Genomic DNA, 14360 nt, shown 5'->3' on the forward strand with positions numbered 1-14360 from the left:
ACACAAGGCCGCTCCCACAAAGTCCTGCGTACGCCGATCAATGTGAGAGCGGCCCCGGCATTACTGAACCCAAAGCCCTTTTTCCTGCAACCGCCACCCCACCCACCCCAACGTCACCGCCCGCAACCCCATGAACCCGAGAAACGCCAACCACAACCCGTGGTTGCCAAACCCACCCATGAGCACTCCCAAGGGCAGCGCAATCACCACCGACACCAACATCGCATTACGCATCTCCCGCGCCCGGGTCGCGCCAATGAACAAGCCATCCAGCAAATAGCTCCACACCGCAATCAACGGCAGCAATGCCAGGTACGGCAGGTACGGATAGGCCGCTGCCCGCACACTCTCGATGTCGGTCTGCAAATCGATGAACAGGTGCCCGCCCAGCAGGAACAACCCGGCAAACCCCAGGCTGGTGATCAGCGACCAGCCACAGGCCACCACCAGCGAGCGGCGCAATGTGTCGCGGTCGCGGGCGCCAATGGCATGGCCGCACAGGGCCTCCACCGCATGCGCCAACCCGTCGAGCGCATAGGCAGTCAGCAGCAGGCCGTTGAGCAGCAGGGCATTGGCCGCCACGGTGGCTTCGCCCAGGCGAGCGCCCTGTACGGTTATCAGCAGGAACACCAGTTGCAGCGCCAGGCTGCGCAGGAAGATGTCGCGGTTCACCGCCAGCAGCGGCCGCCAGGCCTGCCAGCGCTTGAGCGCCGCCCACACGATCTGCCCCGGGTAGGCGCGCAGGGCCGGGCGGGTCAGGGCCAGGCCGAGCAGGGCGGCGCTCCACTCGGCAATCACCGACGCCCGCGCCGAGCCCAGCACGCCCCAATTCAGGCCAAGCACGAACCACAGGTTCAAGGCGATGTTCAGCAGGTTGGTGGTCAGCAGGATGGCCAGCGGCGCCCGCGCGTGCTGGGTGCCGAGGAACCAGCCGACCAGGGCGTAGCTGGCCAGTGCCGCGGGCAGGCCGAGCAGGCGGGTATGGAAGAAGTCTTCGGTGGCTTGCTGCAGGGCCGCACTAGGTTGCATCGCCTGCAGCGCCAGCTGGCTGAAGGGCAGGGCCAGCAGGCCGATCAGCAGGGCGAAGCCGACCGCCAGCAGCAGCCCTTGTACCAGCACCTGGCGCAGCGCTGCACCGTCGCCACGGCCGGCGGCCTGGGCGGCGAAGCCGGTGGAGCCCATGCGCAGGAAGCCCATCAGGCCGACCATGAAGGTGAACAGCGTGGCGCCCACGGCTACGGCACCCAACTGGTGGGCGTGGGGGAGGTGGCCGATGACCGTGCTGTCGACCAGGGCTACCAGCGGCACGGAGATGTTGGACAGGATCATCGGCGCGGCCAGGGCCCAGACCTTGTGGTGGGTGGGGCGGTGCTGCCAGTCGGTGGTCAGTGAGGTCATCGGGTGTCCTGGGGAATCCTGGGGCTGCTGCGCAGCCCTTTCGCGACACAAGGCCGCTCCTACAGGAACTGCAAGGCCTTCCAGGTTGCCGCGGTCTCTGTAGGAGCGGCCTTGTGTCGCGAAAGGGGCGCAAAGCGCCCCCCGCTTTTCTGAATAGCCAGCAGTGTACCGGCCATGCAGCCAATTCGCGCGACCACAGTCACACCTGACGCGCAACGCCAGGTACTGCACCCGCCATTGCGCTATAGTTGCTGCCCTCACGTACACGCTGCCAAAGAGTTCTACTCCATGTTCAACAAAGGATTGTTGCTGGCCTGCGCGCTGGCCTTGCTCAGTGCCTGTGACTCTTCGACGCCGGACAAGCCGGCGCCATCCGAAAAACCGGCGGCCACAGCGCCCGCTGCCACCCCGGCACCCCAACGCGAAGACCCGGCCGTACTCGCCAAACGCTACGAGGGCCGCGAGCTGACGGTGCTGGATGTTTCCGAAGTGCAGCTCGATGGCGCCGCGACGCTGTCGATCAGCTTCTCCGCACCGCTGGATGCCAAGCAGGACTTCGCCAGCAAAGTGCACCTGGTCGACACCGTCAAAGGCAAGCTCGACGGCGCCTGGGAGCTCTCCGACAACCAGATGGAGCTGCGCCTGCGCCACCTGGAGCCGCAGCGCAAGCTGGTGCTGACCGTCGACAAGGGCCTGCTGGCGGTCAATGGCAAGCAACTGGACAGCGAGTCGATCAGCCGCCTGGAAACCCGCGACATGCAGCCGACCATCGGCTTCGCCAGCCGCGGTTCGCTGCTGCCCACGCGCCTGGCCGAGGGCCTGCCGGTGATCGCCCTCAACGTCGACAAGGTCGATGTCGAGTTCTTCCGCGTGAAGCCGGACATGCTCTCGACCTTCCTGGTCAACTGGGGGCGCAACAGCAGCCTTTACTACTACCAGTCCAAGGAAACCCTGGACATGGCCGAACTGGTCTACAGCGGCCGCTTCGACCTCAACCCCGCACGCAACACCCGCGAGACCGTGCTGCTGCCGATCGCCGGCATCAAGCCGCTGCAGGAGCCAGGCGTGTACCTGGCGGTGATGCGAGCCTCGGGCACCTACGACTACTCGCAACCAGCGACCCTGTTCACCCTCAGCGACATCGGTGTGTCCGCGCATCGCTACCGCGACCGCCTCGATGTGTTCGCCCAGGCCCTGGAAGGTGGCAAGGCGATGAACGGCGTCAACCTGGAAATCCATGACGACAAGGGCAAGCTGCTGGCCCAGGCCAGCACCGATAGCGATGGCCACGCCCAGCTGCCGATCACGCCCAAGGCGGACACCCTGATCGCCACCCAGGGTGTGCACACCACCCTGCTGCGCTTGAGCAGCGCGGCGCTGGACCTGGCCGAGTTCGACATCACCGGCCCGCAGGCCAACCCGCTGCAGTTTTTCATCTTTGGCCCGCGTGACCTGTATCGCCCCGGTGAAACGGTGTTGCTCAACGGCCTGCTGCGCGACCAGGACGGCAAGCCGGTCAAGGCGCAGCCAGTGAGCGTGGAAGTGCGTCGCCCGGATGAGCAGGTCAGCCGCAAGTTCGTCTGGGAAGCCGACGGCAATGGCCTGTACCAGTACCAGCTGCAGCTGGCCAGCGAGGCCCCGACCGGGCGCTGGCAACTGCTGCTCGACCTGGGTGGCGGGCGCAAGCAGGTGTATGAGTTCCTCGTCGAAGACTTCCTGCCCGAGCGCCTGGCGCTGGAACTCAAGGGCAGCAGCAAACCGTTGTCTCCGGATCAGGATGCGCGCATCCAGGTCAATGGCCGTTACCTCTACGGCGCCCCGGCTGCCGGCAACCGCCTGAGCGGCCAGGCCTATGTTCGCCCTCTGCGCGAGGCGGTACCGGCGCTGCCTGGCTACCAGTTCGGCTCGGTCACCGAAACCGAGCTGAACCAGGATCTTGAGCTGGACGAAGTCACCCTCGACCAGGCCGGCAAGGCCGTGGTCGATATCGAAAGCCGCTGGGCCGAAGCCCGCTCGCCGCTGCAACTGACCGTGCAGGCCAGCCTGCAGGAGTCCGGTGGCCGGCCGATCACCCGGCGCCTGGAACAACCCATCTGGCCGGCCGAGCGCCTGCCAGGCCTGCGTGGCCTGTTCGACGGCGAGGAAACCGACAGTGACGGGCCGGTGGAGTTCGAGTTCCTGGTGGCCGACCGCAACGGCAAGAAGCTGGCAGCCAACGACCTCAAGGTGCGGCTGGTACGCGAGCGCCGCGACTACTACTGGAACTACTCGCAGAGCGATGGCTGGAGCTACGCCTACAACGAGAAGTTCCTCACCCAGAGCGAAGAGACCGTCAGCGTCAAGGCCGGCTCCACCGCCAAGCTGAGCTTCCAGGTGGAATGGGGCCCGTACCGTGTCGAGGTGGAGGACCCGGAGACGGGCCTTGTGTCCAGCGCGCGCTTCTGGGCTGGCTACCGCGCCCAGGACAACGCCGAAGGCGGCGCGGTGCGGCCGGACCAGGTCAAGCTGGCGCTGGACAAACCGGCCTATGCCGACGGCGCTACCGCCAAGGTCACCGTCACCCCGCCCGCAGCCGGCAGTGGCTACCTGATGATCGAGTCCAGCGATGGCCCGCTGTGGTGGCAGGAGATCGACGTGCCCGCCGAGGGCAAGACGTTCGACGTGCAGCTGGACAAGCAGTGGGCCCGCCACGACCTGTACATCAGCGCGCTGGTGATCCGCCCGGGTGAGCGCAAGGCCAACGCCACGCCGAAACGCGCGGTGGGCGTGCTGCACCTGCCGCTGAACCGCGCCGAGCGCAAGCTGGCGGTGAGCCTGCAGGCGCCGGAGAAAATGCGCCCGAAACAGCCGCTGACCGTGAAGGTCAAGGCTGCAAATGCCGATGGCAGCGTGCCGAAACAGGTGCATGTGCTGTTGTCGGCGGTGGATGTGGGCATCCTCAACATCACCGACTTCAAGACCCCCGACCCGTTCGCCAGCCTGTTCGGGCGCAAGGCTTACGGTGCTGACCAGCTGGATATCTACGGCCAGTTGATCGAAGCCGGCCAGGGCCGCCTGGCCAGCCTGGCATTTGGTGGCGACGCGGCGATGGCCAAGGGTGGCAAGCGCCCCAACACCACGGTGACCATCGTCGCCCAGCAGAGCCTGCCGGTGACCCTGGACGACAAGGGTGAGGGCCAGGCCACGGTCGATATCCCCGACTTCAATGGCGAACTGCGGCTGATGGCCCAGGCCTGGACCGAGGAACAGTTCGGCATGGCCGAAGGCAAGACCGTGGTCGCCGCGCCGCTGATCGCCGAGCTCTCGGCGCCGCGTTTCCTGGCCGGTGGCGACCGCACCAACCTTGCGCTGGACCTGGCCAACCTGTCGGGCCGTGCCCAGCAGCTGAACGTGGAGATCAGCACCGAAGGGCAGCTGAGCCTGGCGGCCAACGCCGTGCAGAACGTTGCCCTGGCTGAAGGCCAGCGCTCGACGCTGATGATCCCGGTGCAGGCCCAGGGTGGCCTGGGGCAGGGCAAGGTGCATGTGCGGGTCACTGGCCTGCAACTGCCGAACGAGCCGACCGGCGCGTTCGAGCGCGAGTGGACGCTGGGCGTGCGCCCGGCCTACCCGGCGATGCTCAAGCACTACCGCGTGGCCTTGAAGGACCAGCCATGGACCCTGCCTGAAGCAGACCTGGCCGCCTTCGAACCCGCCGGGCTTGAAGCCAGCCTGGCCTTGTCAAGCCGGCCACCGCTGAACCTGGCCGAGCAGATCCGTGCCCTCGAAGCCTACCCCTACGGTTGTCTGGAGCAGACCACCAGCGGCCTCTACCCGTCGCTGTATGCCGATGCCGACAGCCTCAAGCGCCTGGGTATCAAGGGCGAGCCTGCCGATGTGCGCAAGCGCAAGATCGAGATGGGTATCGAGCACCTGCTGGGCATGCAGCGCTACAACGGCAGCTTCGGCCTGTGGAGCTCGGACAGCGAAGAAGAATACTGGCTGACCGCCTATGTCACCGACTTCCTGCTGCGCGCCCGTGACCAAGGCTATGGTGTGCCGGCCGAAGCGCTGAAGAAGGCCAGCGAGCGCCTGCTGCGTTACCTGCAGGAGCGCAACCTGATCGAAGTCGACTACAGCGAGAACGCCGAACACACCCGCTTCGCCGTGCAGGCCTATGCGGCATTGGTGCTGTCGCGCAGCCAGCAGGCGCCGCTGGGTGCCCTGCGTGGCCTGTTCGAACGCCGCGCCGATGCCCGCTCCGGCCTGCCACTGGTGCAACTGGCGGTGGCGCTGGACAAGATGGGCGACAAGCCGCGTGCCGAGCAGGCCCTGCAGGCGGGCCTGGGCATCAGCCGCGGTAAAGGCTGGATGGCCGACTATGGTAGCGCCCTGCGCGACCAGGCACTGATCCTGGCGCTGCTGCAGGAAAGCAACCTGGCCAGCCGCCAGGTCGACCAGCGCCTGTTCGCCCTGTCGGATGAACTGGCGGCCAACCGCTGGCTGTCGACCCAGGAGCGCAATGCGCTGTTCCTGGCCGGCCGTGGCTTGCTGGGCAAGCCGGAAGGCCAGTGGCAGGCGCGCCTGGACAGCGCGGGCGAAGTGCGCGAGTTCAACAATGCCGAGGCCGGCATGAAGCTCGAAGGCCCGTTGCTGGCTTCGCCATTGAGTGTGCAGAACCAAGGCAGCGAAACGCTGTACCAGCAACTGACCTTGTCGGGTTACCCACGCCAGGCGCCTGCGGCCGGTGGCAACGGCATGCAGATCCGCCGTGAGTACCTGGGCATGAACGGCCAGCCGTTGGACCTGCACAACCTGCGCAGCGGTGACCTGGTGCTGGTACACCTGGCGCTCAAGGCTGAAGACCGGGTGCCGGATGCGCTGGTGGTGGACTTGCTGCCGGCAGGCCTGGAACTGGAGAACCAGAACCTGGCGCAGAGTGCCGCCAGCCTGGACAACGCCAGCAGTGCGGTGAAGGAATGGCGCGAGTCGATGCAGAACGCCAGCGTGGTGCACCAGGAGTATCGCGATGACCGTTACGTCGCTGCGCTCAAGCTGGACAGCTACGGCACCACCCACCTGCTGTACCTGGCTCGGGCAGTGACCCCGGGCACCTACCGCGTGCCGCCGCCGCAGGTCGAATCGATGTACCGGCCAAACCTGCAGGCCGTGGGGGATGGGCAAGGGGAGATGACCGTAAAAGCCCGCTAAGCACCTGCCTTGCGCGCACTATGTGGGAGCGGCCTTGTGTCGCGAAAGGGCCGCAAAGCGGCCCCGGCATTTCAAGCGGCGGAGCTGAGATCCTGGGGCTGCTGCGCAGCCCTTTCGCGACACAAGGCCGCTCCCACAGGTCTGCGCTGGGCAGTTCAATGTCAGTGAATCACCCAGCTCATCACCCACAACCCCAGCAGCAGCCAGATGATCCCGAGGATGATCGAGGCGCGCATGAACGCGCGGATTGCCGAGTACAGCAGCACCAGCCCGATGATCAGGGCGAGGATGCTGAGCAGCGAGGTTTCCATGCCCAAGGTGCGCGCCAGGCCATCGATGAAATTGCCTCCGGCACTGGCCAGCAGGTTGAACAGCCCGCTCAATGCGTCGACGATGAAGCGGATCAACGACCCCAGCGCCTGGCCCAGCCACTCGAAAAAACCTTCTACATGCATAGTTGCTTCCTGATGAACGAATCGGCGATGTTGCCGTTCCCAAGCCTTTGGCCATCACCTGGCCAGGTCGGTTCCCGATGCCAAGCTTAACGCGGCCGCGTACCCGTGCGGGCAGGCTATTGCGCGCCACGGTGATCGGCATGCTGGTGCTGTTCGGCCTGTTGTGGCTGGCCGACCGCCTCTGGCCGCTGCCCATGCCCGGCGACGACCTGGCCCGCGTGGTGCTGGCCGAGGACGGCACGCCGTTGTGGCGCTTTGCCGATGCCGATGGCGTGTGGCGCTACCCGGTCAGCCCCGACGAGGTTTCGCCGCTGTATCTGCAGGCGCTGCTGACCTACGAGGACCGCTGGTTCTACAGCCACCCCGGGGTCAACCCGTTGGCCCTGGCCCGCGCTGCCTGGCTGAACCTGCGTGGCGGGCGTGTGGTGTCGGGCGGCAGCACGCTGTCGATGCAGGTCGCGCGCCTGCTCGACCCGCATGAACGCACCCTGGCCGGCAAACTGCGCCAGCTGTGGCGCACGGCGCAGCTGGAATGGCATTTGTCCAAGCGCGAAATCCTGCAGATCTACCTGGACCGCGCGCCTTTCGGCGGCACCCTGCAGGGCGTGGCGGCCGCCAGTTGGGCATACCTGGGCAAGTCGCCCATGCACCTGACCCCGGCCGAAGCGGCGCTGCTGGCCGTGCTGCCCCAAGCGCCCAGCCGCCTGCGCCCGGACCGCCACCCCGAGCGTGCCCAGCGCGCCCGCGACAAGGTGCTGCAACGCCTGGCCGAATACCAGGTGTGGCCGGCCCGGCAAATCCGTGAGGCTGCCGAAGAACCGCTGGTACTGGCGCCACGTCAGGAACCGGCCCTGGCGCCGCTGCTGGCCCGGCGCCTGAACAGCGCCGACAGCCCGCCGCTGATCCGCACCACGCTCGACGCCGCGCTGCAGCGTCGCCTCGAAGACCTGCTGCTGGGCTGGCGCGCTCGGCTGCCGGAGCGCACCTCCGCCGCTATCCTGGTGGTCGATGCGCAAACCATGGCGGTGCGTGCCTACCTGGGCTCCATCGACCTGGCCGACGAGCGCCGCTTCGGGCATGTCGACATGGTGCGTTCGTTGCGCTCGCCGGGCTCCACCCTCAAGCCGTTCCTCTACGGCATGGCGCTGGATGACGGCCTGATCCATTCCGAGTCGTTGCTGCAGGATGTGCCGCGACGCTATGGCGACTATCGCCCCGGCAACTTCTCCATGGGTTTCAGCGGACCGGTGTCGGCCAGTTCGGCGCTGGCGCTGTCGCTCAACCTGCCGGCGGTGCAGCTGCTGGAGGCCTACGGCCCGAAACGCTTTGCCGCGCAACTGCGCATGGCGGGCATGCCGCTGATACTGCCGCCCCTGGCCGAGCCCAACCTGTCGTTGATCCTGGGTGGCGCGGGCAGCCGCCTGGAGGACCTGGTGGGTGGCTACGCGGCTTTGGCGCGGGGTGGCAACAGTGCGCGGGTGCGCCTGCAACCGCAGGATCCGTTGCTGGAACGGCGCCTGCTGTCACCAGGGGCTGCGTGGATCATCCGGCGTATCCTCAGCGGCCAGGCGCGCCCCGACCGCGACCCGCATGCCGAGCTGGTGCAACGCCCGCAACTGGCCTGGAAAACCGGCACCAGCTACGGCTTTCGCGATGCCTGGTCGATCGGCGTGGGCCCGCGCTACCTGATCGGCGTATGGATCGGCCGCCCCGACGGCACACCGGTACCCGGCCAATTCGGGCTGGCTTCGGCGGCGCCGCTGATGCTGCAGGTGCACGACCTGCTGAGCAACCGTGACAGCCAGCGTGGCATCGGTGTGCCGGTGGAGCGGGTGCCGGCCAATGTCGGCGTGGCGGCGATCTGTTGGCCGCTGGGCCAGCCTATGAACAAACAGGACCGCAACTGCCGGCGTCAGCGTTTCGCCTGGACCCTGGACGGCACTACGCCGCCAACCCTGCAGGCCGCTGACCAGCCACTCGGCCTGGGCCTGCGCGAAAGCGTATGGGTCAACGACCAGGGGCTGCGCGTCGATGGTAGTTGCCCGGGCGCCAAGGCCCGCGATATCGCCCTATGGCCCGCCCCGCTGGAGCCTTGGCTGCCACGTGTGGAGCGGCGTGCGGCGCGCCTGCCGGCCATCGACCCGGCCTGCCCGCCGCAGGTGCCGGCCAGCGCGCCACCGCTTTCGATCGTGGGCGTGCGCCCGGGCGACAACCTGCGCCGCCCGGCCACCAGCAGCGAGCCGTTGCAACTGTATGTGTCGGCGCTGGGCGGCGGCGGGCGGCGCTGGTGGTTCCTCAACGGCCAGCCATTGGGCGAAACCCAGGGGCAGGACAGCCTGCTGGTGCGCTTCCAACAGGTAGGCCAGGCGGAAATCAGCGCGCTGGATGAAAGCGGCGAGACGGCGCGCGTGGCGTTCCAGGTCAGCGAGTAGCCGTTCGACGAGGGCCGAGGCAGCACCTACGCTTGCAAGTAACGGGTGTGACCGGCTGGCGCCCCTGATGCCTGTCAGTCAAGCAATTTGGGGCCGCTTTGCGGCCCTTCGCGGGCACGCCCGCTCCCACAGTTCTGGAAATGCGCGATCTCTGTGGGAGCGGGCGCGCCCGCGAAGGGCTGCAACGCAGCCCCTGGGAACATGGAGCGCCCTATGCGTCCTCTGGCCGTGCCCCTGTTGTTGCTGCCTTGGGCGCTTGCGGCCCATGCCGAACCTTTGCCGGGTTTTCTCGACAGCCATGAGTACGAACGTCGCCTGCCCGGCGCCAACCTGCCGATAGACGCCTACCGCCCGGTCAGCGCTCACCTGCAGCTGGCCGGGGTGGAGGGTGACAGCCCCGCGTGGGCGCCTGCGGATACCCCGCTGGTGCTGCATAAAGTGCGCTTCGAAGGCGGCACGGTGTTCCCCTTGAGCGACCTGCGCGAACACTACCAACCGCTGATCGGGCACCAGACCACGTTGGGCGAGCTGCAGCAGTACACCGCGCGCCTGACCCAGCGCTATCGGCAGGAAGGCTACCTGTTGTCGTACGCCTACCTGCCGCCGCAGGAGGTGGCCGATGGCCGGGTCAATGTGGTGCTGGTCGAAGGCTATATCCGTGATTACCGCGTGGACGGCGATATCGGCCCGGCCGGCGCCTATCTGCACCAACTGCTGGAGCGGCTTGCCACCGAGCGCCCGCTGACTAGGGAAACGCTGGAGCGCTACCTGGGCCTGGCCGAGCGCCTGCCGGGGGTGACGATAGAGCCGCAGCTGGCCGTGGCGCAAACCGCTGATGGTGCTGCGCGGTTGACCGTGCATGCGCAGCGCAAGCCGTTCAGCGCTGCGGTTACCGTTGCTGATGGCAACCGCGACGATGCACAGGCGCTGATGACGGCAACCAGCCACGCCCAGACTCGCTTTGCCGAACAGATCGAGGCCAGCCTGTTGCTGCCACCGGGGGATGACCAGGTGCATTACCAGCGCCTGGCCTACAGCCAGTACCTGGACGCGGGCGGCAGCCAGCTGCTGCTGTCGGCTTCACGCTACCGCAGCGAGCCCGGCACGCGGATTCGTCTGGACGATGGCCGTGACATCACCCGCAAGCGCGACAGCGATCGCTATGCGATCGGCCTGCGCCAGCCGGTGATCGTCAGGCCGGATGAATGGATGGTGGTGCAAGGGCAGGTGTATTCGGTCAGTGAGCACTTCGAGGACCGGGTGGATGGGTTGTCATCGGCACGGGACTACGACACCTACGTGCGTGCGCTGTCATTCGAGGGCGACTGGCGCAAGGTGGAAGAGGGCCGTTTGCGTATCGTCAGCGCCGGGGTCTATCAGGGCCTGGATTACCTGGGGGCGCGCAGCGATGCCGACTACGATCTGGATTTTCTGCGGTTGCGGCTTTCCGGCCTGCAAAGTGACACGTTGCTCGGTAACTGGCAGAGGGTGATGTTCGGGGCGTTGTACTGGAGTGATGACCGCTTGCCCGACAGCGAGCGTGCGGGGTTTGGCGGGCAGAGTTTCGGCCGTGGCTACCCGCGCGACCAGGCGGACGGGGACAAGGGCTGGGGTGTGGCTTACGAGGTGAATTACAGCATGCACGCCAACTGGCTGGCGTTGGTGCAGCCCTATGTGGTGTTGGATACGGCGCAGGCCTGGCATAACCGGGGGCCTGTGGAGGACGCCCACCTGGCTTCGGCGGCGCTTGGTGTGCGGTTGGGCGATGGGCGCTTGTTCAATGTGGCGCTGGAGCTGGCCAAGCCTTTGGCGGATGTGGCATTGGACAGCCTGGACCGCGGGCCTCGGCTGACCTTGACGCTTGGCGTTCAAATGTAAGGGGGCGCGCTGCGCCCCAATCGCGACACAAGGCCGCTCCCACAAGTTCACCGCCATCCTGAAGGTTGTGAAGTCCCTGTGGGAGCGGCCTTGTGTCGCGATTGGGCTGCGAAGCAGCCCCCGGGAATCAAATACTCAATGGGTAGTAAACCGCTGATGCACCGGCGACGAACTGGGTGTCAGTGCCAGGGCCAGCTGGGTGCGGTTGTGCATGTGGGTCAGGCGCAGCACCTGCGACACATACAGCTTCACGGTGTTCTCGGTAATGCCCAGCTCACAGGCGATCTGGTAGTTGGTCTTGCCCTTGCCCACCAGGCGGGCCACCTCCAGCTGGCGTGGCGACAGCTTCTCGAACGCCGCTGGCAGCTCGCTTTCGCTTTCTTCCACATCCGTGGCACGTCGATGAGTACCCTGGCCCCGGGCCTTTTCCAAATCCTGGTAGAGCTCGTCAATCGATTCGGCCAGATCCTGCAGGCGCTGATTCAATCCGCCGAGGTCGTGGAAGTTGCGCTGGCGTTCCAGCAATGCCTCTTCCTGCCGACGTACGCCTTCAAGCAGTTCATCGAGTTCCACCGGCTTCTGGTAGTAATCGGCAAAGCCTTCGCGCAGCGCGCGGATCACGTCCTGTTTCTCGGCACGCCCGGTCAACATGATGGCTTCGAACATGCGCTGGCTGCCGTCGAACTGCTTCAGGGTGCGCATCAGTTCAACGCCATCCCGTCCCGGCATGTGCAGGTCGCAGATAAGCAGACCGATGGCTGGGTCTGCCATATAGCGCTCGATGGCTTCGTCAGCAGAATGGGCCGGTACGCAAACATAGCCCTTGGTTTCGAGGAATTCACAGAGTTGTTCGACAATGACCGGTTGGTCATCCACCACCAAAACCTTCAACTCACTCACTTGTCTGGACACGATCCACTCCCTGTTCGTATACGGCCCTGCTCCCGGGCCAGACGCTCTGGCAGTTTAAAAATAGTCGCACCAAGCGAATATGTACAAGTTTTGTACAAGGTGTCGGACCACAGGCTGGCTCATTGGACCCATACCGCTGTCAACAGAAAGCCGGCCAGCACATAGGGGACGAACGCCTGCTTGTCACCCATTTCTTCGGTCAGGGCCTGCAAACGCTTTTTCACCTTTGGGTTGAGCAAGGTCCACAGGCGCCGGCGGGTGAGCAGCCACAGCAGCACGCTGACACCGGCGCCGATGAAGGTGCCAAGCACGTATTGCGGGCTGGTGGCCAGGGCCAGGGCGCCCATCAGCTTGACGTCATCGGCGCCGAAACGGCCGAGCATGTAGCCGGGCAGGGTCAGCAGCATGACGATGGCCAGCGCCCAGCCTGCATCGCTGGCATCGGCGCCGATCCAGCTGTGGCCGGTGGCGAACAGCCAGGCCAGGGCGCAGGTAGCCACGCCAAGGGTGAGCATGTTGGATATCTGGCGTTGACGCACGTCCTGTTCGGAGCACAAGGCAAGCCACAGCAGGAGAACAATGCTTTGCATTGGCAGGTCGCCCTTCCCAAATGTTGAACACATCTACCCGGTCAGTCAGGTTTCCTTAAGTGAAGATAGACGGGAACCTGCGGGGAGTGGAGCGGGAGAGGGAAAAAGGCGTGGCCGGGATGGATTTTGTCGCTGTTGAAACAGGCCTCGCAGGCGACCCTTGTGGGAGCGGGTTCACCCGCGAACACCGGCAAAGCCGGTGCCATGCACCGCGTTGTTTTCTTCGCGGGTAAACCCGCTCCCACAGGGGCTGCGGCGCTTGCATAACCGCGTTCGGTGTTACTTCCTGCTCCCCGGCGGGTAGTTGGCCAACACCTTGGTCACGGTGTTCTGGATCGCGCTGTTGCGTTCCTCGGGGCTTGGCGGGTAGTTGTTCATGATCTGCTCGGCACTGCCGCGCCACACCAGCTTGCTGTCACGCCCATCGAAGAGGTCGATCTGGATGGTGGCGACCTTGTAGTCGACGCTGCGGGTTTCGTTGTACATCGGCCCACCCCAGTAGCCGCCCCAGTAGCCCCCCCAGCCACCGCCGTAGTTGGTGGTGATCTGTTGCTGGCGCTGCTCGACGATCAGGTACGCGCGCACTGTCAGGTCTGGCCGCGCGCCACTTTGCACCGGGCGCAGGCCGCGCTGGTCGAGTTGGTTTGCGACTGCCTGGCGAATGCGCTGCTCGGTCAGGTCGCTCTTGATTCGTGGGTCGTCCGGGCGGTACTGCAGGCCCGGTTCCTGCCATGCCCAGCTGCGGTAGGCGGCAAAGTCACGGCTGGCATCGAAATCCTGCTGGACGTTATTGCTGGAGCAGGCGGCGAGCAATAACGCGAATGACAGTAGAACGAGACGGCGCAACATGATGGTTCTCCGTTGGATATCAACTGGGAGGATAGCCGTTGAGCGCCTTGTGCACAGAATCGCGCAGGGCGCTTTCGCGTTCACGCGGCGAGTCCTTGTCGCTGCCGCTTTCGGCGCTGGCACTCCATACCGGCTGGCCGCTGCGGGCGTCGTACAGGTCGATACGCACCACCATCACTTGCACCTCGTAGGTGCGCACGATGGGCACGCTGGCATAGCCACCATAGCCATGGCGGTAGCCGCCATAACCGACACCACCGTAGGGGTACGGGCCGTAGTAAGGGTCGTAGGCATCGTAGTCACGTACCTGGCGCAAGCGCTTTTCCAGGCGTATGTCGGCGCTGACCAGCAAGTCGCCGGGGCCGCCCCGGGCGGGGCGCAGGCCATGCTGGTCCAGCGCGCCGCTGACGGCATCGGCCAGTTGCCCCGGGTCGGTATCGACCGAGCCACTGGGCAACTGGCCGTTGCGCCAACTCCAGCTACGGTAGTGCCCGTAATCTCGGGCCGGTGTCGGGTAGGCACTGGCATCGAAGGTGCTGGCCGCCTGGGCAGGCGCCGGTGGTAACGGGCGGCTGCTGGCCACATAAGGGTTGCTGCCCTGGCAGCCAGCCAGGGCAAGCGGCAGCACGGCCAGGCACAACAGACGGTACGGCATG

The 14360-nt window shown here is 66.1% G+C and carries 9 protein-coding genes; 3 read left to right on the plus strand and 6 right to left on the minus strand.

The genetic code is table 11. The features are described 5' to 3' along the window. Positions 1-60: 60 nt before the first annotated feature. The gene (locus ABNP31_RS02935; protein ID WP_350012976.1) at positions 61-1398 is read right to left on the minus strand and encodes an MATE family efflux transporter; all 1338 of its coding nucleotides are present in this window, start codon (positions 1396-1398) and stop codon (positions 61-63) included. Between the two features lie 288 nt (positions 1399-1686). Between ABNP31_RS02935 and ABNP31_RS02940 the strand changes: the two genes are divergently transcribed. Next, entirely contained in the window at positions 1687-6588 is a 4902-nt protein-coding gene (locus ABNP31_RS02940; RefSeq protein WP_350012977.1) for an alpha-2-macroglobulin family protein, read from the plus strand. Positions 6589-6749: 161 nt separating this feature from the next. Here ABNP31_RS02940 and ABNP31_RS02945 read toward each other — a convergent pair whose 3' ends face one another. After that, a complete protein-coding gene (locus ABNP31_RS02945; protein ID WP_025337571.1) occupies positions 6750-7043 on the minus strand; it encodes a hypothetical protein in 294 nt (97 codons plus the stop codon). Between the two features lie 77 nt (positions 7044-7120). On the opposite strand from ABNP31_RS02945, the gene pbpC reads away from it, so the two are divergent. Both pbpC and ABNP31_RS02955 read left to right on the plus strand, forming a co-directional pair. Then, positions 7121-9475 carry a peptidoglycan glycosyltransferase PbpC gene (gene pbpC, locus ABNP31_RS02950; RefSeq protein ID WP_350012978.1) on the plus strand — a complete coding sequence of 785 codons (2355 nt, stop codon included), beginning with the start codon at positions 7121-7123 and terminating at the stop codon, positions 9473-9475. A gap of 213 nt (positions 9476-9688) precedes the next feature. Beyond that, positions 9689-11353 carry a ShlB/FhaC/HecB family hemolysin secretion/activation protein gene (locus tag ABNP31_RS02955; RefSeq protein ID WP_350012979.1) on the plus strand — a complete coding sequence of 555 codons (1665 nt, stop codon included), beginning with the start codon at positions 9689-9691 and terminating at the stop codon, positions 11351-11353. Between the two features lie 135 nt (positions 11354-11488). Here ABNP31_RS02955 and ABNP31_RS02960 read toward each other — a convergent pair whose 3' ends face one another. From ABNP31_RS02960 to ABNP31_RS02975, 4 genes are all read right to left on the minus strand, one after another. Beyond that, entirely contained in the window at positions 11489-12265 is a 777-nt protein-coding gene (locus ABNP31_RS02960) for a response regulator transcription factor (RefSeq protein WP_085617873.1), read from the minus strand. A 119-nt stretch (positions 12266-12384) separates the two neighbouring features. Then, positions 12385-12855 (minus strand): prepilin peptidase, encoded by a 471-nt coding sequence (locus ABNP31_RS02965; protein WP_075044498.1) that lies wholly within the window; start codon positions 12853-12855, stop codon positions 12385-12387. A 279-nt stretch (positions 12856-13134) separates the two neighbouring features. Further along, entirely contained in the window at positions 13135-13704 is a 570-nt protein-coding gene (locus ABNP31_RS02970) for a DUF4136 domain-containing protein (RefSeq protein ID WP_025337576.1), read from the minus strand. 19 nt (positions 13705-13723) lie between these two features. Continuing rightward, on the minus strand, positions 13724-14359 hold the full coding sequence (locus ABNP31_RS02975; RefSeq protein ID WP_085617875.1) for a DUF4136 domain-containing protein: 636 nt from the start codon (positions 14357-14359) through the stop codon (positions 13724-13726). Position 14360 lies beyond the last annotated feature (1 nt).

The organism is Pseudomonas asiatica, assembly GCF_040214835.1.
GTDB lineage: Bacteria > Pseudomonadota > Gammaproteobacteria > Pseudomonadales > Pseudomonadaceae > Aquipseudomonas > Aquipseudomonas putida_Z.

Bases quoted from the DNA above. Each gene is read 5' to 3' on its own strand.
- ABNP31_RS02965 (WP_075044498.1), bottom strand. From the start codon at position 12,855: ATGCAAAGCATTGTTCTCCTGCTGTGGCTTGCCTTGTGCTCCGAACAG.
- pbpC (WP_350012978.1), top strand. From the start codon at position 7,121: ATGCCAAGCTTAACGCGGCCGCGTACCCGTGCGGGCAGGCTATTGCGC.
- ABNP31_RS02970 (WP_025337576.1), bottom strand. From the start codon at position 13,704: ATGTTGCGCCGTCTCGTTCTACTGTCATTCGCGTTATTGCTCGCCGCC.
- ABNP31_RS02945 (WP_025337571.1), bottom strand. From the start codon at position 7,043: ATGCATGTAGAAGGTTTTTTCGAGTGGCTGGGCCAGGCGCTGGGGTCG.
- ABNP31_RS02935 (WP_350012976.1), bottom strand. From the start codon at position 1,398: ATGACCTCACTGACCACCGACTGGCAGCACCGCCCCACCCACCACAAG.
- ABNP31_RS02940 (WP_350012977.1), top strand. From the start codon at position 1,687: ATGTTCAACAAAGGATTGTTGCTGGCCTGCGCGCTGGCCTTGCTCAGT.
- ABNP31_RS02975 (WP_085617875.1), bottom strand. From the start codon at position 14,359: ATGCCGTACCGTCTGTTGTGCCTGGCCGTGCTGCCGCTTGCCCTGGCT.
- ABNP31_RS02955 (WP_350012979.1), top strand. From the start codon at position 9,689: ATGCGTCCTCTGGCCGTGCCCCTGTTGTTGCTGCCTTGGGCGCTTGCG.